The sequence below is a fragment of the Allobosea sp. NPDC055332 genome, from assembly GCF_053645455.1.
In genome coordinates, this window is record NZ_JBSHMO010000004.1 from 88,019 (window position 1) to 112,148 (window position 24,130).

The window sequence follows — 24,130 nt, forward strand, 5'->3', positions numbered from 1 at the left end:
GTGCTCAGAAGGCCCGGCGTCCCTGCGACCAGACGGTGGCGATCACCGGTGTCGCGCCGAGCGCCTTGAAGCGCACGATGTCAGCGCGCAGGCCGGGCTTGAGATGGCCGCGATCTTTGAGGCCGAGGATGTCGGCGACCTTCCAGGTGACCTTGGCCATCGCCGCCGGCAGGGCGATGCCGTGCTTGTCGTTGAGCTTGAGCACAGCCTGCAGCAGGCTCGCCGGGACATAGTCGGAGGAGAGCCCGTCGAGCAGATCCTTCTCGGCGAGTTCCGCGACCGAGACGCCGCCGGAATGCGAGCCGCCGCGGACGACGTTGGGCGCGCCGGCGATGGTGGCGAGACCACGCTGCTTGGCGGCTTCTGCCGCCTCCACCGTGGTCGGGAACTCCGAGATCACCGCGCCCGAGGCGATGCCGGCCTCGACATGCTCGATGGTGGTGTCGTCATGGGTCGCGATCGGGATGCCGCGGGCCTGGAACATCTCGACCACGGCGCTCCAGTTGCGGCCAACATTCTCAGTGCCTTCGCGCTGGCGGACAATGACGTCCTCCTCGAACTCGGCCTCGGTCTTGCCGTTGCCGAGCGAATAGGTGCGCAAATGCGCGATGTCGCGCCATTGGCGCTGGCCGGGCGTGTGGTCCATCAGCGAGACGAGCTGGACCAGGTTGTCGTCCTGATAGGGCTCGATGTCCCTGAGCAGGTCCGGGCTGGTCAGTTCGCAGCGCATATGGATGCGGTGGTCGATGCGGAAGACGTTCTCGGCAGTACCGAGCCGCAGCGCATCCATGACGTCGGCGAAGATGTCCTTGCGGTAGTCCTTGGCCGAAAAGGGCGTGCCGGCACAGATCGCATCGTAGACGGTGGTGACGCCGGCCGCCGCCATCTGCGCGTCATGGACCAGCGCCGCCGCGAGCCCGTTCGGCCAGAAGACCTTGGGGCGCGGCATGAAGTGCTTTTCCATGTTGTCGGTGTGCATCTCGACGAGGCCGGGCGCGACATAGTCGCCCTGGACGTCGATCGCTTCCGGCAGCGAGGAGCGGCCCTGGTCGACCGAGCGGATGCCGCTCTCGTCGAAGGCGATGGTCCCGGTGACGACCTCGTCCTCGAGGATCAGGCGGGCATTGGTCAGGATGGTGGACATCAGGCGGCCTTCCGGAAATCGGTGATGTCGAGATAGCGGGTCGCGACAGCCTCTCGCACGGCCTCGTCATGGAAGATACCGACGATGGCGGAGCCCTGCTCGCGGGCCTCGGCGATCAGCTTGACCACGACGTTGCGGTTATTGGCGTCGAGCGAAGCGGTCGGCTCGTCGATCAGCATGATCGGCGAGGGATCGACGAAGGAGCGGGCGATGTTGACGCGCTGCTGCTCGCCGCCGGAGAAGGTCGCCGGAGCGAGGTCCCAGAGGCGCAGCGGCAGGTTGAGGCGGGCAAGCATGGCTTTGGCGCGCTCGCTGGCCTCCTCAGGGGTGGCGCCGCGGGCGAGCAGCGGGTCGCGGACGATGTCGAGCGCCGTGACGCGCGGGATCACCCGCAGGAACTGCGAGACGAAGCCGAGCGTGCGACGGCGGATGTCGAGCACGGTGCGCGGCACCGCCGAGACGATGTCGATCTGCCGACCGCTATGGGTGATGGCGATGGTGCCGGAGGTCGGCCGGTAATTGCCGTAGAGGATGCGCAGCAGGCTCGACTTGCCGGCACCGGACGCACCGGCAAGCACCAGTGCCTCGCCGGCGGCGACCGAAAAGTTGACGTTGTCGAACACCGGCAAGCGCACGCCGCCCTGATTGTGCAGGGTGAATTCCTTGGCGACGTTCTCGACGTGAATCATCGTGGTCATGATCGAGATGCCTTGCGGGTTCGGGGTGACGCGGTTGTGACGGCGCTCATACGGTGAGCACAGCCGATGTCAGCAGTTGCGTGTAGGCGTGCTGGGGATCGTCGAGGACCTGGTCTGTCAGGCCCTGCTCGACGACGCGGCCATCCTTCATCACCATCAGGCGGTCGGTGAGCAGGCGCGCGACGGCAAGGTCATGGGTGACGATGATCGCGGCGAGGCCGAGATCGCGCACCAGCACGCGCAAGAGATCGAGCAGGCGGGCCTGGACGGAAACGTCGAGGCCACCGGTCGGTTCGTCCATGAAGACGAGCTTGGGTTCGGAAACGAGCACCCGGGCGATCTGCAGGCGCTGCTGCATGCCGCCGGAGAACTGGCGCGGCCGGTCGTCGATGCGATTGCCGGCGATCTCGACGCGCTGCAGCCAGTCGAGCGCGGTCTCGCGGATCCTGCCGTAATGGCGGGCACCATTGTCCATCAGGCGCTCGCCGACATTGCCGCCGGCCGAGACGTCCATGCGCAGGCCGTCGCGCGGGTTCTGGTGGACGATGCCCCAGGCGGTGCGCATTAGCCGGCGCCGCTCCTGCTCGGCGACCGAATAGATGTCGAGCGGCTCGGCCCCACCGCGGAACAGCACTTCGCCCTCGTCGGGCCTGTCGATGCCGGCGAGACAGCGCAGCAGGGTCGACTTGCCCGAGCCGGATTCGCCGACGATCCCAAGCACCTCGCCGGGCCAAAGGTCGAAGGAGACGTCGGCGCAGCCGATGCGCTCGCCATAGAAGCGGGAGACGCCGGCGACCGAGAGCAGCGGGGCAGGATCGAGCCCGAGCTCCTGCGGATTGACCTGCATGTTCATGGCTTATCCTCGACCAGATGCAGCGCCGAGGCGTCGGCGAGCATGGCGCCGCGATGGCCGTCCGCCCGTCGCGTCTCGCAATGATGGCTGTCGGAGCAGACGAACATCCGCCCGCCCTGGTCGTCGATCACGACCTCGTCGAGATAGGAATCGGCGGCGCCGCAGAGCGCGCAGGGCTGCTCCCAGCTCTGGATGCGGAAGGGATGGTCGTCGAAATCGAGGCTGCGCACGCTGGTATGCGGCGGCACCGCATAGATGCGCTTCTCGCGGCCGGCGCCGAAGAGCTGCAGCGCCGGCGACATCTGCATCTTCGGATTGTCGAATTTCGGGATCGGCGACGGCGCCATCACGTAGCGGCCGTTGACCATGACCGGGTAGTCATAGGTCGTCGTCACCTCGCCGAAGCGGGCGATGTTCTCGTAGAGCTTGACCTGCATCAGCCCGTATTCCGCCCAGGCGTGCATCTTGCGCGTCTCGGCCTCGTGCGGCTCGAGCTTCCTGAGCGGCTCGGGCTGCGGCACCTGATAGACCATGATCTGGCCGGCCTTCAGCGGCGCCTCGGGGATGCGATGGCGCGTCTGGATGATCGTCGCCTCGTCGGTCGCCTCGGTCGCGCGGGCATCGGCAGTGCGCTCGAAGAAGCGGCGGATCGAGACGGCGTTGGTGGTGTCGTCGGCGCCCTGGTCGATGACCTTCAGCGTATCGTCCGGGCCGATGATCGCAGCGGTGACCTGGATGCCGCCGGTGCCCCAGCCGCGGGCAAGCGGCATCTCGCGCGAACCGAACGGCACCTGGTAGCCGGGGATCGCGACCGCCTTAAGCAGGGCGCGGCGGATCATCCTTTTGGTCTGCTCGTCGAGATAGGCGTAGTTGTAGGCCGGCCTGGTCTCGTCGCTGATGCTCTGGTGCACGGTCATTCCGCGGCCTCCGGCAAGACGTCCTGTTGCTCGGCAAGGCGCTGCTCGCGCTCGCGGCGGATGCGGCGGATCAGTTCGAGCTCGCCCTGGAAATCGACATAGTGCGGCAGCTTGAGATGCTCGACGAAGCCGGCCGCCTCGACATTGTCGGAGTGGTAGAGGACGAATTCGTCCTGCTGGGCCGGATAGGTCGTCGCCTCCCCGAACTCGCGCGCCTTCAGCGCCCGGTCGACCAGCGACATCGACATCGCCTTGCGCTCGCTATGGCCGAATGAGAGCCCGTAGCCGCGGGTGAATTGCGGCGGCACCTCCTTCGAGCCGGCGAACTGGTTGACCATCTGGCATTCGGTCAGGGTGACGTCGCCGAGATCGACGGCAAAGCCGAGCTCCTCCGGCACGAACTCGACCGCGACCTCACCGACCCGGACCTCGCCGACGAAGGGATGGGTGTTGCCGTAGCCGCGCTGCACGGAATAGCCGAGGCCGAGCATGAAGCCCTCGTCGCCGCGCGCCATCGCCTGCAGGCGAACATCGCGATCGGCCGGGAAGGTGACGGGCTCGCGGGTGAGATCGAACGGCCGCGGATCGCCTTCCGGCGGTGCTTCCTCCTCCATCAGCCCCTCGGCGCCGAGGATGTCGGGCACGCGCGGCATCGAGGCGTCGAGCGGCTGGGCGGCTGGGCGGGCCTGCGCCTCACCCGGAACCGCCTCGCCCATCAGGGCAAAATCGAAGAGCCGGTGGGTGTAGTCATAGGTCGGGCCGAGCACCTGGCCGCCCGGCAGGTCCTTATAGGTCGCCGAGACGCGGCGGCGGATCGCCATCCTGGCGGTGTCGAGCGGCTCGGAGGAGCCGAAGCGCGGCAGGGTGGTGCGATAGGCGCGCATCAGGAAGGCAGCCTCGATCGCATCGCCCTGCGCCTGCTTCAGCGCCAGCGCGGCGAGATCGGGATCGTAGAGCGAGCCCTCGTTCATGACGCGGCCACAGGCGAGACCCATCTGCTCGCGGATCTGCGCGACGCCTAGCTCCGGCACGCTCTCATCGCCGCGCCTTGCCTCGGCGACGAGATCATGAGTGGCGAGGATGGCGGCCTCGCCGCCTTTGACCGCGACATACATCAGCGGGCCTCCACAATTTGTGTCGAGCGCGGCAGGCCGAGCACCTGCGGGCCGTGGACCAGCAGAAGATCGACGCCGAGCGGGTAGAGCGCAGCGTTGCCTTCGACCTCGGTCCAGAAGCCGGGACGCAGGCCCGCCGGAGCGACGGTGCGCTGGCCGGCGATTCCGGGGCCTTCGAGGGTGACGGCCTCGCCACTGTCGAATCCAGCACACTGGACGAGCACCGTGGTCGAGCGATCCGGAAACTGGTCGTCGCCGGCGTTGAAGGCGGCGAGCTTCGGCTCGGCCGCGGCGCCATCGATCACGGCGAAGGCGGCACGGGCGGGATCCTCGACAAGCGCCGCGCCGCAATGGAAGCGCAGCCAGGCGCCCGCCGGGCCATCGCGCAAGGCAGCCGGCAGCCAGATCGGCGTCTCGTAATCCGCTAGCGTCAGCAGCGCGACGGCGGTCGCGGCTTCGAGCCCGGCGGGCGGCACGATCGCATCGTCGAGATTGCAGGCGAGGCCAGGCTCCGAGAGCGCGGCCAGCAAGGCACGGAAGGCGCCTTGCGATTGGAAGACCGGGTCGGCGAAGCCGGCGCCGATGAGGGTGTCGTCGTGAGCCATCAGCCGCCCCTGACCAGCGTGAAGAAATCGACCTTAGTGGCGGCCGCCTTGCGCGAGGCGAGCTCGCGCGCCGCCTGCTGCTTCTGGGCGAGCGCAAAGACGCCGCGCCGCAGCGGGCCGGTCTCGATCTCGCTTTGGAGTAGCGCGTCGGTGATCGCCGCCAGTCGCGCCTTGCGGCCGTCGCGGCCGAGTGCGTAGGAGAAGCCCATGGCGCCGCTGTCGAGACGGACGACGCAACGCGTCACCGTCGCCTCGCCGAGATTGAAGCGGCGGCCGGCGCCACCGGCACGGCCTTCGACCATGACGGTGCCGGTTTCCGGAGCCTTGAGCAATTCATGCGTAGGCAGCGGCCCCGCCTGCTGCAACAAGGCGTCGATCTCGCCTTGCGTCGCACGGGCCAGCACTGCCATCCATTGCTGACGTGTCGCGATTTCCGTCATGCCCGTGTCGGCCTCTCGCCAAGCTTTAATGTCTAGACTATGATAGGTCAGCTGTTGAAAAAGGTCTATACATTTTGGATGAAATTTTGATGACGGGGACGCCGGACACTCAGGGCGGCGATGGCGGTACGGCATGGCGCCGGATCGCCGACGCGCTGGCGGCTTCGATCGAGCAGGGCGAATACGAGCCGGGCGACACCTTGCCGGCGTCGGTCACGCTGGCTGAGCGCTATGGTGTGCACCGGCACACGGTGCGCCAGGCCTTCCGGCATCTCGCCGAACGTGGATTGGTCACGGTCTCACGCGGCCGTGGCACGCAGGTGACGGCGCCGCGCTTCCCTTATAAGCTCGGCCGCCGCGTCAGCATGCGCACCAATTTCGGGGCGGCTGGCATCGCCGTATCCGGCGCCGTGCTGGCCTCGGAGATCGTCGCCGGTGAGGCGCAGCATTGTGAACTGCTCGGATTGCCGCAGGGCACGCCGCTCTGGGCGATCGAAACCTTGAGCCGGGCGGGCGGCACGCCGGTCGGCACCGGCATCCACTACCTCAGCGTCGCGCGCTTCCCGCGCTTCGACGAAATCCTGACCGAGGCGGGCTCATCGATCACCGCTGCGTTCAAGGCCTGCGGCATCGCCGACTATGTCCGGCGCTCGACCCGGCTGGCGGCGCGGCTTGCAAGCGAGCGCGAGGCGGCGCTGCTCAAGATCGAGCCGGGCGCGGCGGTGCTGACCTCGGATGCGATCGACGCGCTGCCGGACCTGACTCCCATCCACATCGTCAACAGCGTCTTCGCCGGCGAGCGGATGGAGATGGTGGTCGAGCCGTTCGGGGATTGACCTCCGGCTCAGACCGCCCGCTTGCCGATGATGGCGAAGCGCAGCTTGTTCGAGAGGAAGTCGATCGCGGTCACCGCCGCCAGGACCAGCAGGATCAGGAAGGAGACCTGCTGCCATTCGAGCGTGCGGATGGTCTCGGCGAGGTAGAGGCCGATGCCGCCGGCGCCGACGATACCGATGATGGTCGAGGAGCGGGTGTTCGACTCGATGTAGTAGAGCACCTGGCTGGCGATCACCGGCAGCACCTGCGGGATCAGTCCGAAGCGGATCTCGTGCAGCTTGCCGCCGCCGACCGAGGCGACGCCCTCGACCGGCTTGCGGTCGGCGGATTCGATCGCCTCGGAGAACAGTTTGCCGAAGGCGCCGAGATCGCTGGTCATGATCGCGAGCATGCCGGCGAAGGGGCCGAGGCCGACGACATTGACCCAGATCAGCGCCCAGATCAGCGCGTCGACGCCGCGCACCGTATCCATCGAGCGGCGCGCCAGGAAATGCACAATGCGGTTGGCGACGACGTTCTTGGCGGCAAGGAAGCCGAGCGGGAAGGCGAGGATCGCCGCCAGGATCGTGCCGAGGAAGGCGATGGCGATGGTCTCGAACAGCGCCTTCACGAAGATGATGGCGCGGGCGAACGAGCCGGGATCGGGCGGCAGCATCAGCACCACGAAGGTGCCGAGATTGGCGACGCCGGCAATGATCTTCCAAAGCGAGGTCTCGAGCGTCGTCAGCCCGTAGAGGAAGAGCCCGACGAGGCCGCCGACGATGGCGATGGTCGTGAGCTTCGTCTTCAGCGAGCCGTCGATAGCGCCCTTGTGGCGGGCGATCAGTGCGGCGCGGTCGGCGGCGGAGAGGGCGAGCGTCATTTGCCGTGCTCCAGGCTCAGGAGGGTATGGCGCAAGCGCTCGGTGCCGTAGTCGATCAGCATCACCGTGACGATGATCAGCAGCAGGATGGCGCTGACATCGGTGAAGTAGAATTTGCGGATTGCTTCGATCAGGTCCTGGCCGATGCCGCCGGCGCCGACGAAGCCCATGATCGAGGCGCCGCGGACATTGATCTCGAAGCGCAGCAGCGCGTAGCTGGCGAAGTTGGACAGGACCTGCGGCACCACCGCGAAGCGGATGGTCTGCCACCAGCTCGCGCCGGTCGCGGTCAGGCCGTCGACCGGCTTCATGTCGATGTTCTCGACAACTTCGGAGAAGAGCTTGCCCATCGCGCCCATGGTGTGGATGGCGATGGCGAGCACGCCGGGCAGCGGGCCGAGGCCGAAGGCGATGACGAAGATCAGCGCGAAGACGATCTCGGGGACGGTGCGGCAGAATTCGAGGAAGCGGCGCGTGCCCCAGCGCAGCCAGGGCGAGCGGCCGAGATTGCTGGCGGCGGTGAAGCAGAGCAGGAAGCCGCCGACGGCGCCGAGCACGGTGCCGATATAGGCGATCAGCAGGGTCTGCCAGAGCAGCTTCAGCCAGCCGTTGAGGCCCCAGTACCATTCCTTGAGATCGGCGCCGAGCGTCGCCAAGCGCAGGGTCGGCATGGTCTCGAGGATGTATTTCGGGAAGCGCCAGGCGTTCGCGGCGAATTTCGCAAGATCAACCTCGGCGCCGATCGCGGCGAGGACGACGCAGGCGATGAAGATTGCCGCGCCCAGCAGCGTCTGTAGCCGCTTGGCTGCCATTTCGCGCCGATAGAGCTCGGCATGGGCTGCGATGGCGGGATCGTTGCGGTCGATCGCGAGTGTCATGATGGGTCCGTCGCCGAAAGAGGAGGCGGCTAGAGCGCGCCGCCGCCGTCATGCTCGCCCTTGTGGCGAGCATCCACGTCTTGAGCGCCGCGCGCGATCAGCAAGGCGAAGGCGTGGATGGTCGGGACAAGCCCGACCATGACGGGTAGCGGATAAGAAGACTTACGAGGACTTCTTCTTGCGGAGCGCGTCGACGAACTTGTTCAGCTCGATGATCGGGTCGTAGGACTTGTTGTCGACGGCGACGAGCGGGCCCTGCTTGCCTTCATAGATCTTGTCGAAGGCGGCCTTGTCCTTCGTGGCGAGGTTCAGCACCGCGTCGCGGATCTTGCCCTTCAGCTCTTCCGGAAGCTCGCTGAGATAGGCCATCGGCGAGTTCACGATCTGCTCGGACTTGTAGATGATGCGGAAGTCCTCGGCCTTGACCATCTTCTTGCGGTCCATGCGCAGCAGGTTGGATTCCTGCTCGTCGTTCCACCAGTTGGCGGCGACGTCGACGGTGCCCTGGCCGAGCGCGATCACTGCGTTCTCGTGGCTGCCGGTGTAGACGACCTTGCTGAAGAAGCTCTCCGGCTCGATCTTCATGCCATCGAGCGCAAAGCGCGGGACATTGTTGCCCGAGGTCGAGTTCGGGTCGACGAGGCCGAGATTCTTGCCCTTGAGATCCTCGATCTTCTGATAGGGCGAGTCCTTCTTCACGTAGAAGACGGAGTAGTAGCCTTTGGTGCCATCGAGATTGGTCTCGATCGCGAAGGCGTCGACCTTGGCGCCGGTCATCAGCGCGCGAGCGAAGGAGGCGGGGCCGTACATGCCGATATGGATGTTGCCGGCGCGCTGGCCCTCGATGATCGCGGCGTAGTCGTTGGCGATGCGCAGGGTCACCTTGGTGCCGAGTTCCTTGGCGAGATAGTTCACGAAGGGGGTGTAGCGCTCGACGACGCCAGAGGCGTTCTCGGACGGGATGATGGCGAAGACCAGCTCGGGATATTTCGCCTTCCAGTCCTGCGCGAAGGCCGGGGCGGCGAGCGTCGCGGCAAGGCCGGCGGCGGCGAGCGTAAGCGTATGACGACGGGTCAGCATGAGAGTGCTCCTTTGAAAGACGTTCAGCAGTGAAGGGGCAGGCTTGGTTGCAGGCTTCGAGCGCGGGCCGACTGCTTCAGGCGGCGGTCTGCTTGGCGCGCTGGGCTTCTTCGGTGGCGATGGCGTCGAGCTGATCGAGCGCTTCGGCGCCGGCGTCCTTGGCCTCGATGCCGTAGAGCTCGGCGGCGAGCTCGCTGGTCAGGGCATGCGGCGGACCGTCGAACACGACCTTGCCGCCGGCCATGCCGATCAGGCGGTCGCAGTACTTCGCGGCGATGTCGAGATGGTGGAGATTGCAGACCACGGTGATGCCGTCCTCGCGATTGATGCGGAACAGCGCGTCCATGACGACCTGGGTGTTGCGCGGGTCGAGCGAGGCGATCGGCTCGTCGGCGAGGATGATCTTCGGCTCCTGGACCAAAGCGCGTGCGATGGCGACGCGCTGCTGCTGGCCGCCGGAGAGGGTCTCGGCGCGTTGCGCGAGGAGATGGCCCATGTCGAGCCGCTCGAGCGCGGCGATGGCGCGGACCTTGTCGTCCTGCGAGAAGCTCTTGACCAGCGTCAGCGCGGCGGAGCGGTGGTTGAGACGGCCGAGCAGGACATTGGTCAGCACGTCGAGGCGGCCGACCAGATTGAACTGCTGGAAGATCATCGCCGTGTCGCGGCGCCAGGCTCTGAGCGCTGCGCCGCGCAGGGCGGTGACGTCGCGCTCCTCGCTGAGGATGCGGCCGTCGCTGGCGTCGGCGAGGCGGTTGAGCATGCGCAGCAGCGTCGACTTGCCGGCGCCCGAGCGGCCGATGATGCCGACCATCTCGCCGCGCGGAATCGATAGGGTGACGTTGTCGACGGCGGCTTTGCCACCGAAACGCTTGGTCAGACCCTCGATACGCAGCATCAACACTCTCCCGCGATTGCGGGATGATGCGGTATCGGCGGCAGATGACAGCGCCGTGACAGCAGACGGCGCATTCCGGGACGGTCAGAGCGGGAGGATGGTCACCAGACGTCAACCATATCGCTCGCGCCGACGCGCCGAGCCGGCTTGTCAGGCTCCGCGCAGGAGCAGGTCGACGCAGGTGGCGACGTAAGTCCTGCGTTCGGTGGGAGGGACGAGCTCGACGCCGAGCAGGCCTCGGACCTGGTGGAAGCCGCGCAGCATGCCGATGAACTGCTCGGCAAGCCTGTCGGCCTCATCGCGGGTGAGCGCCCGCGGCAGGCCATCACCCGATCGTGAACGCTGCGCGAGCAAGGCGGAGAGATCCGCGATCATCCGCCCCGCTCCGGCCTCGTAGGCGGCCTGTCCCAGTTCGGGAAACCGGGCGGTGGCGCCAATGATCAGGCGATGCAGATCGAGCGAAGCCGGATGCAGCATCATCGCCAGCGCGTCTTCGCCGAGGCGCAGCAGAATGCTGCGCAGATCACCGGTCGCGCTCGCCGGCTGGCGCAATGGAATCGTCAGCTTTTCAGTGAGTTCGGAGCAAATCGCCAGGAACAGCGCCTGCTTGTCGGCGAAATGGCTGTAGATGGTCTGCTTGGAGACGCCGGCGCGCTGGGCAATCTGGTCGAGGCTGGCGCGGTCGAAGCCCTCGGCTAGGAACGTCTCCGAAGCGGCCTTCGTGATCGCGTCATGTTTATCCGGCCGTGATTTTTCGGCCGGCATCTGTCTTGCTTCTGCAGCCGGGGCGCTACCGCGTCCGTGCATTGATCATTCCGTCACGCTTCCGCCCTTAAAGGGTGCTTATCAAACTAGACCGTCCAGTCTAGAATATGTCCGTACTACCGGAGCGTCCAGCCTGATGAAGCGTTTTCTCCTCCTTATCCTTGTCGCCGGGCTGGCGGGCGGCGGGTATTACGGCTACCGCAACCACTTCAAGGGCAGTGGCCAGCAGGCGCAGGCGCAAGCAACCGGCCCCGGTCAGGGCGCCGGCGTGCCGGTCGAGGTCGGCACGATCGAGCTCGCCTCGGTCAACGAGGAGGTCGAGGCGCTCGGCACGCTCGCCGCGGACGAATCCGTGGTGATCGCGCCGGAGATCGCCGGCCGCGTCGTGGCGCTCGGCTTCAAGGAGGGCGAGCGGGTCGCCAAGGACCAGAAACTGGTCATGCTCGACACCGCCATGCTCGACGCCGAGCTCAAGCAGGCCCAGGCCGATCTCTCGCTCGCCCGCGACACCCATGACCGCAACCGCTCGCTGGTGCAGCGCGGCTCCGGCACGCAGGTCGCGCTGGAGCAGGCGACGGCGCAGCTCGCCTCGCAGGAGGCGAAGATCCAGCTGGTCCAGGCCAAGCTCGCTCTGGCGACCATCAAGGCGCCGTTCACGGGCGTGGTCGGCCTGCGCGCTGTCGGCGTCGGCGATTTCGTCTCGATCGGCAAGCCGCTGATCACGCTGACCAATATCGACCCGATCAAGGTCGATTTCCGCGTGCCCGAGATCTTCCTGACGCAGGTCAAGGTCGGCCAGCCGATCCAGCTCAAGGTCGACGCGGTACCCGACCGGCCCTTCACCGGTCAGGTCTTCGCGATCGACCCGGTGGTCGACGTCAACGGCCGCGCCGTCAGACTGCGCGCCACGATCCCCAATGCCGACCTCGTGCTGAAGCCCGGCTTGTTCGCCCGCGTCACCGTGGTGGTCGACAAGCGCGACAACGCGCTGCTCGTGCCGGAGACCGCGGTGGTGCCTGATGGCGTCGGCAAGGCGGTCTTCGTCATCGAGAATGGCAAGGCCCGGCGCATGCCGGTCGAGCTCGGCAAGCGCCTGCTCGGCAAGGTCGAGGTGGTGAAGGGGCTGAAGACGGGCCAGCAGATCGTCACCGCCGGCCAGATGCGCCTGCGCGACGGCTCGAATGTCGCGATCAAGGAAAAGGCCTCGGTCCAGACCAGCTCGCTGCCGGGCGTCGTGCAGCCAGGTACCGCGCAGCAATGAGCCTGTTCGAGCTTTTCGTCCGCCGGCCGGTCCTCTCGACCGTCCTCAGCCTGCTCGTCGTCCTGATCGGCTTCGTCTCCTATACGCGCCTGACGGTGCGCGAATATCCGAACATCGACGAGCCGATCGTCTCGGTGCAGACGGTCTATCGCGGCGCCAGCGCCGAGATCATCGAGACGCAGGTCACGCAGATCCTGGAGAACTCGATTGCCGGTATCGAAGGCATCGAGATCATCAACTCGACCAGCCGCCAGGAACGCAGCCAGATTTCGGTGCGCTTCCGCCCGGACGTCGACCCCGATGTCGCCGCCTCCGACGTGCGCGACCGCGTCAGTCGCGTGCGCGGGCGCATGCCCGACGAGATCGACGAGCCGATCATCGCCAAGGTCGAGGCCGACGCCCAGCCGGTGATGTATCTGTCGCTGACCAGCAAGCGGCATTCGCCGCTGGAGCTGACTGACTTCGCCGACCGCTTCATCTCCGACCGGGTCCAGAACATCACCGGCGTCGCCGAGGTCCGCATTCTCGGCCAGCGCCAGTTCGCCATGCGCATCTGGCTCGATCGCGCCCGCATGGCGGCCTATGCCATCACCGTGCAGGAGATCGAGGCGGCACTGCGCTCCCAGAACGTCGAAATCCCCTCCGGCCGGATCGAGAGCAACGACCGCGAATTCACCGTGCTGTCGCAGACCAGCCTGATCACGCCGGAGCAGTTCCGCGAGATCACGGTCAAGGACGCCAGCGGCTTCCCGGTCAAATTGCGTGACATCGCCAAGGTCGAGCTCGGTGCGCGCGAGGAACGCAACGCCGCCTGGTTCGGCGGCGAGCCCTCGGTGACGATCGGCATCGTCAAGCAGGCGACGGCCAATCCGCTCGACGTCTCCGCCGGCGTGGTCGCGGCGCTGCCGGGTATCCGCGAGGACCTGCCTGACGGCATGTCGATCGCGACCTCCTACGACACCTCGATCTTCATCGACCGTTCGATCAAGGCGGTCTATTCGACGATCGGCGAGGCAGTCGTCCTCGTCGTGCTGATCATCTTCCTGTTCCTGCGCTCGATGCGCGCGACGCTGATCCCGCTCGTTACCATTCCGGTCTCGCTGATCGGCGCCTTTTCGCTGATGTATGCGATGGGGTTCACCGTCAACACGCTGACCCTGCTCTCGATGGTGCTCGCCATCGGTCTCGTCGTCGATGACGCCATCGTCGTGCTCGAGAACATCCATCGCCACATCGAAGAGGGGATGGAGCCGACCAAGGCGGCGATCAAGGGCATCAACGAGATCGCCTTCGCGGTTGTCGCGATGACGCTGACGCTGGTCGCGGTCTATGCGCCGATGGCGTTCTCGACCGGGCGCACCGGCAAGCTCTTCGTCGAGTTCGCGCTGACGCTCGCCGGCGCGGTGCTGGTCTCCGGCTTCGTCGCGCTGACGCTGACGCCGATGATGTGCGCCAAGCTGCTGCGCCACGAGAACAAGCACAATTTCCTCTACAATGCGCTGGAACGCTTCTTCGAGGCGCTTGCCAGCGGCTATCGCCGCTCGCTGCGCTTTGCGTTGTCGATCCGGCCGGTGATCGTGCTGCTGGCGCTCGGCGTTGCCGGCGGCAGCTATTTCTTCTTCACCAATCTGCGCTCCGAGCTGGCGCCGGTCGAGGATCGCGGCACCATCACCGCGATCGGCGTCGCGCCCGAAGGCGCGACCATGGCCTTCACCGCCGATTATGCCCGGCGGGTCGAGGACTATTTCAGCAAGATCCAGGAGGTCGACAGCTACCTCGTCATCGTCGGCTTCCCCGACGTGACGCGGGCGATCGCCTTCGCGCGCCTGAAGCCCTGGGAAGAGCGTCACCGCAAGCAGCAGGACCTCGTCGCCGAGATCAACAAGGGGCTGTCGCAGATCCCCGGCATCCGCCTGTTCGCGACCAATCCGCCCTCGCTCGGCCAGGGTGGCGCCAACAGCAAGCCGGTCGAGTTCGTGCTGCGCTCCTCCGACAGCTATGCCGAGATCAAGGCGAACGTCGATCGCCTGATCGCCGAGGTGCAGGGCAATCCGGCGCTGACGAACATCGAGAGCAACCTCATCCTCGACAAGCCGCAGATCAAGGTCTCGATCGATCGCCAGCGCGCCGCCGATCTCGGCGTCGGCGTCGATGTGATCGGCCGTACCATGGAGACGCTGCTGGGTGGGCGCCAGGTCACCCGCTTCAACATGAACAGCAAGCAGTACGACGTGATGCTGCAGGTCGCGGGCGAGGACCGCAACACCCCGCAGGCGCTGCAGTCGATCTATCTGATCGGCCGCGGCGGCCAGGTCGTGCAGCTCTCCAGCCTGGTCCAGGTCGAGGAGAACGTCGCGCCGAAGGAGCTGATCCGCTTCAACCAGCTGCGCTCGGCGACGATCACGGCGGTGCCGGGCGCGGGCTATTCGCTCGGCGATGCGCTGAGCGTCCTGGAGCAGGGGGCCGCCAAGGTGCTGCCGACCTCGTTCCAGACCGACTATTCCGGCCAGAGCCGCGAGTTCAAGCAGTCGGGTTCCTCGATCCTGCTGGTCTTCCTGCTGGCGCTCGGCTTCATCTATCTGGTGCTGGCGGCGCAGTTCGAGAGCTTCGTCGATCCTGTCGTGATCATGGTCTCGGTGCCGCTCTCGCTCACCGGTGCGCTCGCGGCGCTCTACTTCTCCGGTGGCACGCTCAACGTCTACAGCCAGATCGGCCTGATCACGCTGGTCGGGCTGATCACCAAGCACGGCATCCTGATCCTCGAATTCACCAACCAGCTGCGCGAGGAGGGCCGGGAACTCGTCGACGCCCTGGTCGAGGCGGCGGAATTGCGCCTGCGCCCGATCCTGATGACGACGGGCGCGATGGTGCTCGGCGCCGTGCCACTGGCGCTGGCAGAGGGCGCCGGCGCCGAGAGCCGCTCGCAGATCGGCTGGGTGATCGTCGGCGGCATGACCTTCGGCACGCTGCTCACGCTCTATGTCGTGCCGGTGGCTTACAGCTACATGGCGCGGAGCAAGCACGGCTCGCGCCATGCGCCCGCCGAGGCCCATCCGCAGCCGGCGGAATGATCGGCGATTCCGGGTAGAGGATATCCGGATAGCCCTTAGCGGAAACGTCTATTCGCTTTCACCGCCGCCCGACGCTAACCGTCCGGGCGGCGGCGCCCAATGAGCGAGAACTCAGGTGCTGCCCGTGACATCAACGGGAGGAACGGCATGAGGATTGGTTTCTGGCTCAAGGCCGCGGCGTTTTCCGCCTGCATGGCGAGCTCGATCGCGCAGGCGCAGACCTTCCCGAGCAAGCCGGTCACCATGCTGATTCCGTTCGCCGCGGGCGGCCCGACCGATGTGGTCGGACGGCTGGTCGGCGAGCATATGAGCCGCACGCTCGGCCAACCGGTGATCATCGAGAACGCGGTCGGGGCCGCCGGCACGCTCGCGGGGCAGCGCCTGATGGCCGCATCCGCCGACGGCCATGTCATCCTGATCGGCCATACCGGCACCCATGCCGCGGCGGTCTCGCTCAATCCGAACCTGAAATACCGGCCGGTCGAGGACTTCGCCCCGGTCGGGCTGGTCAACACCAACCCGATCTTCCTGACCGTCCGCAAGACCCACCCGAGCGCGACGCTCGCCGAGTTCGTCGCCTGGGTGAAGGCGAACGAGAAGGCTGCCAGCAACGCCCATGCCGGCGTCGGCTCGGTCAGCCACACCACCTGCCTGCTGTTCAACACCGTCGTCGGGGTCAAGCCGAACGGTGTGCCCTACCGCGGCACCGGCCCGGCGATGAACGACCTCGTCGCCGGCCAGGTCGACTATCTCTGCGACCAGGCGGTCAACGTCGCCCCGCAGCACCGCGCCGGGACGATTAAGACGCTCGCCGTCGCCTCGGCCGCCCGGGCGACGGCGCTGCCGGACGTCCCGACCAGCACCGAGGCCGGCGTGCCCGGCTTCAAGGTCGAGGTCTGGAATGCGATGTTCGCGCCGAAAGATACTCCTGCGCCGGTCGTCGCCAAACTCAACCAGGCGCTGAAGGGGGCGCTTGCCGACGCGACGGTGAAGGCCAAGCTCAACGAGCTCGGTGCCGAAATCCCCTCGGCCGAATTGCAGGAGCCCGCCGGTCTGCGCAGCTTCGTCGGCGCCGAGATCGAGCGCTGGGCGCCGATCATCAAGGCGAGCGGCGTCAAGATCGAGTGAGGGCTATTGCAGCCTGACCGAGACGCTCTCGCTGGCGCCGGCGGCATCGATCACTGAGATCCGGACAAAGCCCTTGCCCGGTGGCTGCCAGGCGGCCTCGCGACGCTTGACCGCCGACATCACCGGAGCACCGTCGACCAGCCAGGTGAAGGGCGCGACGCCGCCGGAGACCTTGAGGTTGAGCTGAGGGCTGCCATCGAGGGCCGAGGCGGCGAGATCGATCTTCGCGCCCTCGGGCGGGAAGGCGAGCTTCAGGCCCGGGGTCGCCAACGCAGCGACCGTCTTCGGCACATCCTGGCGCAGGTGCCGGAGCGGCGGCGGCAGGGTCGCGCTGCTGGCGGCGATCGTGCCCGGCGGCTGCACGAAGGGATGGGGATCGAGGCCGATGCGGGCGAAGGCGTCGAACAGGATCGGCGCCGCGACCACTCGCCCGACGAGGCCTGGCACCGCACCGTTGTCGGGCCGGCCGACCCAGACGCCGATCGTGCGCTTGCGGTCGAAGCCGACGGCCCAGGCATCGCGATAGCCATAGGAGGTGCCGGTCTTGTAGGCGATCCGGCCGGGCGGGGCGTTGAGTGGCGGCGGCGCGCCCAGCAAGGTATCGGCGACATACCAGGCGGCGACCGGCTCGACGAGGCGCAGCGGCGGCTCCGCCACGCCGCTCGCCGGCTTCACATGCAGCGGCACCACTTCGCCGCCGCGGGCGAGCCCGACATAGAGCCGGGTCAGGTCGGCGAGCGTGATGCCGAGACCACCGAGGCCGATGGCGAGACCGGGCGCGCCGCCATCCTTGGGCATGGCGATCGCCGCGCCGGCGTCCTTCAAGCGCGACAGGAAGCGCTGCGGGCCGAGGGCCGAGAGCAGTTCGACCGCCGGCAAATTGAGCGAGAGCTGCAGCGCCTTGCGGGCGCTGACCATGCCCTGGAAGCCAAGGTCGAAATTCTCGGGGACATAGAGGCCGTAGCGGGTCGGCCGGTCCTCCAGCATCGTCTCGGGATGGGCGAGGCCGTTGTCGAAGGCGAGCGCGTAGATGAAGGGCTTCAGCGCTGAGCCGGGCGAGCGCAGCGCCTGCGTCAGGTCGAGCGAGCCGGCGCGCCCGGCGTCGAAATAGTCGACGCCGCCGACCGAGGCGCGAATCTCGCCGGTCTCATTGTCGGCGACGAGGATGGCGATCGAAAGCTGCGGGCCCTGCCCGATGGCGCGCTCGCGGGCGAGCTGTTCCAGGCTCGCCTGCCAGCGCGCATCGATGGTCAGGCGCTGACTGCGCTGCTCGGGCGCCTCAGCGACGACCTGTTCTGCCGTATGCGGAGCGAGATTCGGGAAGGGCTTTCGCGCGGTCGGGATCGGCTCTTCGCGCGCGGCAGCGACCTCGTCCGGTGTCGCAAGCCCCGCCGCCTCGACGCGGGCGAGCACGCGCTCGCGGGCCTTGCGCGCGATTTCCGGGAAACGGTCGGGCCGGCGCGTCTCCGGCGATTGCGGCAGGGCGACCAGCAGTGCCGCCTCGGCGGTCGAGAGCCGCTTCGGCTCCTTGCCGAAATAGGCGAAGCTCGCGGCGCGTACCCCCTCGAGATTGCCGCCAAAGGGGGCGAGGGTGAGGTAGAGGTCGAGGATTTCGGTCTTGCTGAAGCGCCGTTCCAGCTCCACCGCGCGCACCGCCTGCCGCAGTTTGGCCGCGAGCGAGCGCTCCTGGCGCGGTTCGAGCAGGCGCGCGACCTGCATCGTCAGGGTCGAGCCGCCGGAGACGATGCGGCCGCTCGCCAGCATCTGGCCCGCGGCCCGCAAGGCGCCGAGCGGGTCGATGCCGGCATGGCCGTCGAAGCGCTTGTCCTCGAACGCCTTGAGCATGGCGAGGTAACGCGGATCGACGTCGTCAGCACCGACCGGCAGCTTCCAGCGCCCGTCATTGGTGACGAAGGGGCGCAGCAGCTTGCCCTCACGATCGAGCACCACGGTCGAGCGGTCGCGCGCGGCGGCGAAGTCGATCGGGGGCAGGGTGGAGGCGTACCAGAGGAGGGAGGCGGCGGTGGCGGCCGCTAGGGCAAGGGCGCCTGCGCCGGCATAGGTGAGCCGACCAAGCCAGGCGCGCCTTCCTTCTCCCCTCGGGGGAGAAGGTGTCTGCGAAGCAGACGGATGAGGGCGGCGCGACTGGGTGAGGCTGTTGTCGGCTTGCGCCTGACTTCCCTCATCCGTCAGCGCTACGCGCTGCCACCTTCTCCCCCGAGGGGAGAAGGAAGAGGCGTCCTGCTCGTCCGGTCGCGCCGTCACGAGGTCACCGCGCCGACGTGATCTCGATCGTGCCGAAGACCGTCCGCCCGAAGCGGTCAGGGCGGTACATGTCCTCGATCACCGCCGCCGGCGCGACATAGCGGCCGGGCGAGACGGCCCGGGCGATGTAGGCGACCGTGTAGCCCAGCGGATCGTTCTTGCCGCCGCTGCGTTCGAAAGCCGCGACGAAGCGGTCGTCACGCGCCTCGGTATGGACAGGCGAGACCTCCTGCTTCAGCCAGTTGAGCCCCTCGACCGAGGCGCCCTCCGTGAGTTTGGCGTTCTCGATCTCCAGGCCGGCCGGGACGGGGTCGACCAGCAGCAGGCGGCCATAGCGCGCTGCCGGCTCGGTGACCTTGAGGGCGACGACATAGCGCTCGTTCTGGCGCAGGCGCGAGGGATCGACCCGCTCGCCCTTCATGGTGAAGAGCGTGCGCTCGAGCCCGAAGCCCTGGTTCAGCGCCGGCTCCGGCGTTGACGGGATACCGGAGACGGTGATCACCGCATTGGCCGAGGCGGTGCCGGGGTTGCCGATGACCAGCGGCCTGGCCTCCAGCGAGGCCTGCGGGACCGTGCGGTAGAAGGCGCCCTTGCGCTCGGCGCCGTCGATGGTCAGCGCCATGCCTTCGGCGTCCTTGGCCATGGCGGCCGCGGCCATCGCCATCCACATGTTCTCCTGGGTCGAGGTGTAGCGCGCATTCTGGCGCGCGTTCTGGACGACGTCGGCGGCGCGGGAGAGGTCGGCGCGCTCGCCATTGCTCTCGGCGATCAAAGTGAGGATGCCGGCGCCGTCGCGCAGCCGCGAGCCATAGTCGGCACGTGACAGGCCGTCATCGCTGGCTTGCTGCAGCGTTCCCAGCGCGCTGGTGAAAGCCGCGCGGCCGCGGGTGCGGTCGCCGAGCAGCGAGAGCGCGGCGCCGATCTGGGCGCGGGCGAGGGGCGAGCCGAAATCACCGAGCTTGTTGTCGGCGAGATAGCGCAGATCGCCCATTACTGGCCGGCCGTTGCGGGCGAGCACGTAGAGGGCATAGGCGATGCCGGCTGCCTCTTCCTTGTTGACCTCGCCGGTGTTGACGACCTGGTTGCGCAGGCGGTCGAGCGCCATGTTGAACGCCGTCTGTGGCACGGCGAACTGGCGCTCGCGGGCCCGCGTCAGGAAGTCGGTGACGAAGGCGTCGAGCCAGAGGTCCTCGCCGCCGACGCCCCAGAGGCCGAAGGAGCCGTTATTGCCCTGGCGCGCGAGTACCCGCTCGATCGCGGTATTGACGCGCTCATCGGCATTGCCGTCGAGCGCCAGCTGCTCCATCGAGGCGAGCCGGTTGACGACGAGCAGTGGCAGCGCCCGGCTGATCGTCTGCTCGGTGCAGCCATAGGGGTAGCGGTCGAGCGCCTTCAGCACCGAAGCGACGTCGAGCGCCGCGACCGGCGAGACCGAGACGGAGACCGCGCCGGAATCCGGCACGAGATCGGCCATCAGGTCGGAGGAGACGGTGAGCGAGCCGCCGCCCGGGATTGGGCGGACGATCCGGCGCGCGATCGTCTGGGTCGAGGGCTGCACCCGCACGGCGAGGTTCTGCACGGTGCCGATGCCGTTCGGGCCGGTGACCTTGACGTCGAAGCTGGCGCGGCCGAGCCCTGCGGCTGTGACCGGGATCGTCAGCGAACTCTTGGCGCCGGCGGCCATGATTATGCTGCGGCGGGTCGCGTCTGCGGCGACGACGACCGGGCCCTTGACGTCGAGATCGACGAGATAGGAGCCGGCTGGCCCCTCGACATTGTCGATCTGCAGGTGGAAGCGCGACTGGTCGCCGAGCGCCAGGAAGCGCGGCAATGTCGCCTGGGCCACGATCTGGTCGCGCACGAAGACGTCGGCGCTGGCCTGGCCGGTGCGGCCGGCGCTCCAGGCCACGGCCATGACGCGAACCGAGCCGTTGAAGGCCGGCATCTCGAAATCGACCTTGGCGGTACCGTCCGGCCCGAGCTTGACCACGCCGGAATAGCGCGCCAGCGGCTCCTGCGTCGGCGCTTCGCCATTGAGCTGCGGGGCGGCGTCGCCGCCGGAGCGGATCGCGCCGCGCGCGCCCTGCATGCCGTCGATCAGATAGCCGTAGAGATCGCGCAGCTCATGGCCGAGCTGGCGCTGGCCGAAGAAGTACTTGCTCGGATCGGGGCTCTCGAAACGGGTCAGGTTGAGGATGCCGATATCGACCGCCGCGACGGTGATGAAGGCCTCTTCGCCTGCTTTCGCGCCGGTGACCTTCACCGGGAGCGACAGCGTCGAGAGCGGTCGCACGAGGTTGGGCGCGCCAAGATCGATGGCGAGGTTTCGCTCGTCCTTGCCGACGCTGAACCAGGCGAGGCCGATGGCGCGGCCGGGCATGCGCTGCGCAGCGGTATCCATCGGGCGATGGGCGAGCACGACGAGATAGGCGCTGGCGCCCCAGTCCGACTTGGCGGGGATGGTCACGGTCGTGCCATTGGCCGGCACGTCGACGGTGCGGATCTCGGCGACGCGATCGCTCATCACCGCGAGCGTCGCCTTGCCGGCGAAGCGCGGCGTCAAGCGCACCTGCATGCTCTCGCCATTGCCGTAGGACGGCTTGTCCAGGGCGACGTCGAGCACATCCGGCTGGTCGGCGGTCTTCTCGGTCTCGTAGCCGACATTGAAGGAGACGCTGGTCTCGGTCGCCTCGCCGCCATCGGCGCTGACGTCGAGCCGGTAATTGCCCCATTGCACCGGGGCCGAGATGCGGGCCGGCGCGTTCTCGGCGACGGCGATCTCGCCATCGGCGACGCGGCGGGTCGTCTTCACGCCCTCATAGTTCCAGCGGCCGTCCTGGTAGAACCACTGATAGTTGCGGGAGACCTTGGACAGCGTCCATTTCACGCCCTGGCGGGCGAGGCGGCGCCCGTCGCCCTGGGCCATGATCACGTCGAAGGTCGCGGTCTGGCCATTCCCGAGCTCGCCCTCCTTGAAGGCCTTGCGCACGCCGATGGCGGCGCCCTTCGGCACGATCGGCATGGTGACGGAACGGGCGATGGCGCGCCCGCCGGGCTCGCCGACGCGCACGGTCAATTCGACTTCGAGCGGCCGGTTGGTCTCGGGCTGGGCGACCGGATTGGCGATGGTGACCTTGCCGTCGGCGCCGGTCTTGGCGGCGTCCTCGAACTCGGCCTGCTGCGGCTCGAAGGCCTCGTCGGTCAGGCCGACCTCATAGCCGGCGAAGCCGGGGATGGCGGTCTGCGCCGCCGAGCGCACGGTCATCGAGCCGGTGACGTCGAGATCGGAGCCGGGCGCGCCATAGAGATAGCGGGCATTGACGTCGATCTCGGCCGGCTCGCCGGCCTGCAGCACCTGCTTCTTCGGGGCGAGCGTCAGCTCCAGCCGCTCAGGGACATAGTCCTCGACCAGGAAGGAGATCTCGCCGATCGCGGCGCCCTTCGGGTCGGAATAGGCCTGGACGCGCCAGGTCCCGGTCTGGGCGCCGGAGATCAGCGGGATCGAATGGGCGCGGCCGCCGGCACCCTGATCCTCGACCTGGCGGCGGCGATATTCGACGCCGTCCGGCCGCCTGACGACGAGCGTCAGCGGCAGGCCGGAGACGGCGGCGCCCTTGGCGTCGCGCAGCAGCGTGGTCAGGTAGACGGTCTCGCCGGAGCGATAGACGCCGCGCTCGGTATAGAGGAAGGCGTCGAGGCCGGCCGGGGCGACGCGGCCCTTCACGCCGCGATCCGAGAGATCGAAGGCGGTCTGCTTCAGGTCGAGGAAGCCGTAATCCTCACCGACGCTGGCGGTGACGAGACCGGGGGCATTGCCGCCCTGGCCCTTGCCGAGGGCTGCGTCGAAGCGGGCATAGCCGTTCGCGTCGGAGCGGACGGTCGCCAGCACCTCGTTGTTCCTTGCGATCAGGCGCAGTTCCGCATTGGCGACCGGCGAGGCGTCGGCGAGCGAGCGCACCAGCACATGCACGCCATCCGGCCCGGAGAAGGAGGTCAGGCCGAGATCGGAGACGACGAACCATTGCGTCGCGCGTGTGGTGCCGTCGTCATAGTCGCCGTCGCTGTCCGAGGAGCTGGCGGTCCGTGTGCTGCCGGTCGGCTTGGCGAACATCACATAGACCCCGGGCTGGAGCCGGCCGACCGCCTCCAGCACCGGGAAGGCGGTGGTGACGTCCTTGTTGAGCTCGGACTTCACCGCCATCGTGCCCTTCCAGACGCTCGAACCCTTGTCCGAGGCGATCTGGCTGGCGTTGTAGCTGCCGAGCTGGCTGAGGAAATCGTCGGAATGGACCGAGCCGATCAGGTTGCGGTCGCCGATGCGCATCACCTCGAGATCGAGGCTGTCGGCATTGACCGAGACGACCGGCACGCCCTGCTGGCCGGTGCGCGGCAGCACGTAGTTCTTCCCGGTGAAGCGCACGGACGGGGCGCGGTCGCGGACATAGACCTCGTAGTCGGCCGATTTCAGCAGCTTCTCGTCGGGGATGGCCGAGGGCACGCCCTGGCGGATGACGAAGCTGTAGCGCTCGCCATGGCGCAGGCCGTCGACGCAGAGCTGGCGCTCCTCGCCGGTGACGGCGAAATCGCCCTTGCCGGTGATGGCGACATAGGGCGTGAAGTCGACACGGCCGCGCGAGAGCGGCTCGGAGAATTCGAAGCAGGCGCGCGGGCTCGCCGCGTCGGAATCGACCTTGTTGGAGGTCAGGCGGAAGCCGCGCTGGGCCCGCAGCGCCTCGTAATCGGTGCGCAGCGAGGCATTGTCGGCGAGGTCGAGGCTGAGGCGATAGGTGGTCAGCGCCGGGCGCCAGAGCTCGTGCTTCTCGAAGACGCGGGCGAGCACGCCGAGCGAGGAGGCTTCGTCCGGGCGCGAGGTCGAGCGCTGATAGGCGAGATAGGCGGCGCTGATCGCGCGCTCGCGCAATTCGTAGCGCTCGCGATAATCGCGCGGCTCGATGCCGCTCGCCGCCTGCGCCATCAGGCGCCAGCCGCCTGGATTGGCGGGATCGGCGACCGCCGCGGCATTGGCGAGCGGCAGGGCGGCGCGGGCGTCGCCGCGATTGAGGGCGGCACTGCCGTCGCGCAGCAGGGTGGCGAAGGGACGCTGGCCGACCGAGACCTCGCGCTTCAGGCGCTCTTCCAGGCGCTGGCCGTCGCTGGCCAGATCGGGCCGGACATAGGCCTTCTGAGCGAAAGCAGGTCCGGCGGCGACAGTCAGGCCAAGCAGGAGTGCGAGACGGACGAGATGGCGCATGGCTCGGTCTCCGAAAAGGCGGGCGGCCCGATTATTGCCGCGGCAGGCGTCGACGTGATGACGGG

At 67.8% G+C, this 24,130-nt stretch carries 18 protein-coding genes; 4 read left to right on the forward strand and 14 right to left on the reverse strand.

What is annotated here, in order from left to right; translation table 11 throughout:
* Nucleotides 1–4: 4 nt before the first annotated feature.
* The 7 genes from ACWIGM_RS22115 to phnG are packed head-to-tail and all read right to left on the reverse strand — an operon-like array spanning nucleotide 5 to nucleotide 5,772.
* Nucleotides 5–1,144 (reverse strand): alpha-D-ribose 1-methylphosphonate 5-triphosphate diphosphatase, encoded by a 1,140-nt coding sequence (locus ACWIGM_RS22115; protein ID WP_454028124.1) that lies wholly within the window; start codon nucleotides 1,142–1,144, stop codon nucleotides 5–7.
* Nucleotides 1,144–1,842 (reverse strand): phosphonate C-P lyase system protein PhnL, encoded by a 699-nt coding sequence (gene phnL / locus ACWIGM_RS22120; RefSeq protein ID WP_454028125.1) that lies wholly within the window; start codon nucleotides 1,840–1,842, stop codon nucleotides 1,144–1,146. Before phnL ends, ACWIGM_RS22115 begins: the two co-directional genes overlap by 1 nt.
* A gap of 46 nt (nucleotides 1,843–1,888) precedes the next feature.
* Nucleotides 1,889–2,689 (reverse strand): phosphonate C-P lyase system protein PhnK, encoded by an 801-nt coding sequence (gene phnK / locus ACWIGM_RS22125; RefSeq protein ID WP_454028746.1) that lies wholly within the window; start codon nucleotides 2,687–2,689, stop codon nucleotides 1,889–1,891.
* A gap of 2 nt (nucleotides 2,690–2,691) precedes the next feature.
* On the reverse strand, nucleotides 2,692–3,612 hold the full coding sequence (locus ACWIGM_RS22130) for an alpha-D-ribose 1-methylphosphonate 5-phosphate C-P-lyase PhnJ (protein ID WP_454028126.1): 921 nt from the start codon (nucleotides 3,610–3,612) through the stop codon (nucleotides 2,692–2,694).
* Nucleotides 3,609–4,727 carry a carbon-phosphorus lyase complex subunit gene (locus tag ACWIGM_RS22135; RefSeq protein ID WP_454028127.1) on the reverse strand — a complete coding sequence of 373 codons (1,119 nt, stop codon included), beginning with the start codon at nucleotides 4,725–4,727 and terminating at the stop codon, nucleotides 3,609–3,611. Before ACWIGM_RS22135 ends, ACWIGM_RS22130 begins: the two co-directional genes overlap by 4 nt.
* On the reverse strand, nucleotides 4,727–5,332 hold the full coding sequence (gene phnH / locus ACWIGM_RS22140) for a phosphonate C-P lyase system protein PhnH (RefSeq protein WP_454028128.1): 606 nt from the start codon (nucleotides 5,330–5,332) through the stop codon (nucleotides 4,727–4,729). The genes ACWIGM_RS22135 and phnH overlap by 1 nt, the downstream gene beginning before the upstream one ends.
* Nucleotides 5,332–5,772, reverse strand: a complete 441-nt coding sequence (phnG, locus tag ACWIGM_RS22145) for a phosphonate C-P lyase system protein PhnG (protein ID WP_454028129.1) — start codon at nucleotides 5,770–5,772, stop codon at nucleotides 5,332–5,334. Before phnG ends, phnH begins: the two co-directional genes overlap by 1 nt.
* Nucleotides 5,773–5,861: 89 nt before the next feature.
* On the opposite strand from phnG, the gene phnF reads away from it, so the two are divergent.
* The gene (phnF, locus tag ACWIGM_RS22150; protein ID WP_454028130.1) at nucleotides 5,862–6,608 is read left to right on the forward strand and encodes a phosphonate metabolism transcriptional regulator PhnF; all 747 of its coding nucleotides are present in this window, start codon (nucleotides 5,862–5,864) and stop codon (nucleotides 6,606–6,608) included.
* Nucleotides 6,609–6,616: 8 nt separating this feature from the next.
* Here the strand turns inward: phnF and phnE (ACWIGM_RS22155) are convergent, their stop codons facing one another.
* From phnE (ACWIGM_RS22155) to ACWIGM_RS22175, 5 genes are all read right to left on the reverse strand, one after another.
* The gene (phnE, locus tag ACWIGM_RS22155; RefSeq protein WP_454028131.1) at nucleotides 6,617–7,471 is read right to left on the reverse strand and encodes a phosphonate ABC transporter, permease protein PhnE; all 855 of its coding nucleotides are present in this window, start codon (nucleotides 7,469–7,471) and stop codon (nucleotides 6,617–6,619) included.
* Nucleotides 7,468–8,349: a phosphonate ABC transporter, permease protein PhnE gene (gene phnE / locus ACWIGM_RS22160; RefSeq protein ID WP_454028132.1), complete on the reverse strand. Its 882-nt coding sequence runs from the start codon at nucleotides 8,347–8,349 to the stop codon at nucleotides 7,468–7,470. Before phnE (ACWIGM_RS22160) ends, phnE (ACWIGM_RS22155) begins: the two co-directional genes overlap by 4 nt.
* A 162-nt stretch (nucleotides 8,350–8,511) precedes the next feature.
* Nucleotides 8,512–9,429, reverse strand: coding sequence for a phosphonate ABC transporter substrate-binding protein (gene phnD, locus ACWIGM_RS22165; protein ID WP_454028133.1), 918 nt, complete (start codon nucleotides 9,427–9,429; stop codon nucleotides 8,512–8,514).
* Nucleotides 9,430–9,505: 76 nt separating this feature from the next.
* A complete protein-coding gene (gene phnC, locus ACWIGM_RS22170; protein WP_454028134.1) occupies nucleotides 9,506–10,324 on the reverse strand; it encodes a phosphonate ABC transporter ATP-binding protein in 819 nt (272 codons plus the stop codon).
* Nucleotides 10,325–10,474: 150 nt separating this feature from the next.
* Nucleotides 10,475–11,089, reverse strand: a complete 615-nt coding sequence (locus ACWIGM_RS22175) for a TetR/AcrR family transcriptional regulator (RefSeq protein WP_454028135.1) — start codon at nucleotides 11,087–11,089, stop codon at nucleotides 10,475–10,477.
* Nucleotides 11,090–11,225: 136 nt separating this feature from the next.
* Between ACWIGM_RS22175 and ACWIGM_RS22180 the strand changes: the two genes are divergently transcribed.
* From ACWIGM_RS22180 to ACWIGM_RS22190, 3 genes are all read left to right on the forward strand, one after another.
* Nucleotides 11,226–12,350: an efflux RND transporter periplasmic adaptor subunit gene (locus ACWIGM_RS22180; RefSeq protein ID WP_454028136.1), complete on the forward strand. Its 1,125-nt coding sequence runs from the start codon at nucleotides 11,226–11,228 to the stop codon at nucleotides 12,348–12,350.
* The gene (locus tag ACWIGM_RS22185) at nucleotides 12,347–15,421 is read left to right on the forward strand and encodes an efflux RND transporter permease subunit (RefSeq protein ID WP_454028137.1); all 3,075 of its coding nucleotides are present in this window, start codon (nucleotides 12,347–12,349) and stop codon (nucleotides 15,419–15,421) included. The genes ACWIGM_RS22180 and ACWIGM_RS22185 overlap by 4 nt, the downstream gene beginning before the upstream one ends.
* 147 nt (nucleotides 15,422–15,568) lie before the next feature.
* Complete coding sequence (locus ACWIGM_RS22190; RefSeq protein WP_454028138.1) at nucleotides 15,569–16,549, forward strand: tripartite tricarboxylate transporter substrate-binding protein; 981 nt, start codon at nucleotides 15,569–15,571, stop codon at nucleotides 16,547–16,549.
* 3 nt (nucleotides 16,550–16,552) lie between these two features.
* Here ACWIGM_RS22190 and pbpC read toward each other — a convergent pair whose 3' ends face one another.
* Both pbpC and ACWIGM_RS22200 read right to left on the reverse strand, forming a co-directional pair.
* Nucleotides 16,553–18,742, reverse strand: a complete 2,190-nt coding sequence (gene pbpC / locus ACWIGM_RS22195; RefSeq protein WP_454028747.1) for a penicillin-binding protein 1C — start codon at nucleotides 18,740–18,742, stop codon at nucleotides 16,553–16,555.
* A 76-nt stretch (nucleotides 18,743–18,818) separates the two neighbouring features.
* On the reverse strand, nucleotides 18,819–24,065 hold the full coding sequence (locus tag ACWIGM_RS22200) for an alpha-2-macroglobulin family protein (RefSeq protein ID WP_454028139.1): 5,247 nt from the start codon (nucleotides 24,063–24,065) through the stop codon (nucleotides 18,819–18,821).
* Between the last annotated feature and the right edge of the window lie 65 nt (nucleotides 24,066–24,130).

Coding starts and splice junctions, on each gene's coding strand:
- ACWIGM_RS22175 (WP_454028135.1), bottom strand. CDS start 11,089: ATGCCGGCCGAAAAATCACGGCCGGATAAACATGACGCGATCACGAAG.
- phnC (WP_454028134.1), bottom strand. CDS start 10,324: ATGCTGCGTATCGAGGGTCTGACCAAGCGTTTCGGTGGCAAAGCCGCC.
- ACWIGM_RS22115 (WP_454028124.1), bottom strand. CDS start 1,144: ATGTCCACCATCCTGACCAATGCCCGCCTGATCCTCGAGGACGAGGTC.
- phnL (WP_454028125.1), bottom strand. CDS start 1,842: ATGACCACGATGATTCACGTCGAGAACGTCGCCAAGGAATTCACCCTG.
- ACWIGM_RS22135 (WP_454028127.1), bottom strand. CDS start 4,727: ATGTATGTCGCGGTCAAAGGCGGCGAGGCCGCCATCCTCGCCACTCAT.
- phnK (WP_454028746.1), bottom strand. CDS start 2,689: ATGCAGGTCAATCCGCAGGAGCTCGGGCTCGATCCTGCCCCGCTGCTC.
- ACWIGM_RS22200 (WP_454028139.1), bottom strand. CDS start 24,065: ATGCGCCATCTCGTCCGTCTCGCACTCCTGCTTGGCCTGACTGTCGCC.
- phnH (WP_454028128.1), bottom strand. CDS start 5,332: ATGGCTCACGACGACACCCTCATCGGCGCCGGCTTCGCCGACCCGGTC.
- phnE (WP_454028132.1), bottom strand. CDS start 8,349: ATGACACTCGCGATCGACCGCAACGATCCCGCCATCGCAGCCCATGCC.
- phnF (WP_454028130.1), top strand. CDS start 5,862: ATGACGGGGACGCCGGACACTCAGGGCGGCGATGGCGGTACGGCATGG.
- ACWIGM_RS22185 (WP_454028137.1), top strand. CDS start 12,347: ATGAGCCTGTTCGAGCTTTTCGTCCGCCGGCCGGTCCTCTCGACCGTC.
- ACWIGM_RS22180 (WP_454028136.1), top strand. CDS start 11,226: ATGAAGCGTTTTCTCCTCCTTATCCTTGTCGCCGGGCTGGCGGGCGGC.
- phnD (WP_454028133.1), bottom strand. CDS start 9,429: ATGCTGACCCGTCGTCATACGCTTACGCTCGCCGCCGCCGGCCTTGCC.
- phnE (WP_454028131.1), bottom strand. CDS start 7,471: ATGACGCTCGCCCTCTCCGCCGCCGACCGCGCCGCACTGATCGCCCGC.
- phnG (WP_454028129.1), bottom strand. CDS start 5,772: ATGACGGAAATCGCGACACGTCAGCAATGGATGGCAGTGCTGGCCCGT.
- ACWIGM_RS22190 (WP_454028138.1), top strand. CDS start 15,569: ATGAGGATTGGTTTCTGGCTCAAGGCCGCGGCGTTTTCCGCCTGCATG.
- ACWIGM_RS22130 (WP_454028126.1), bottom strand. CDS start 3,612: ATGACCGTGCACCAGAGCATCAGCGACGAGACCAGGCCGGCCTACAAC.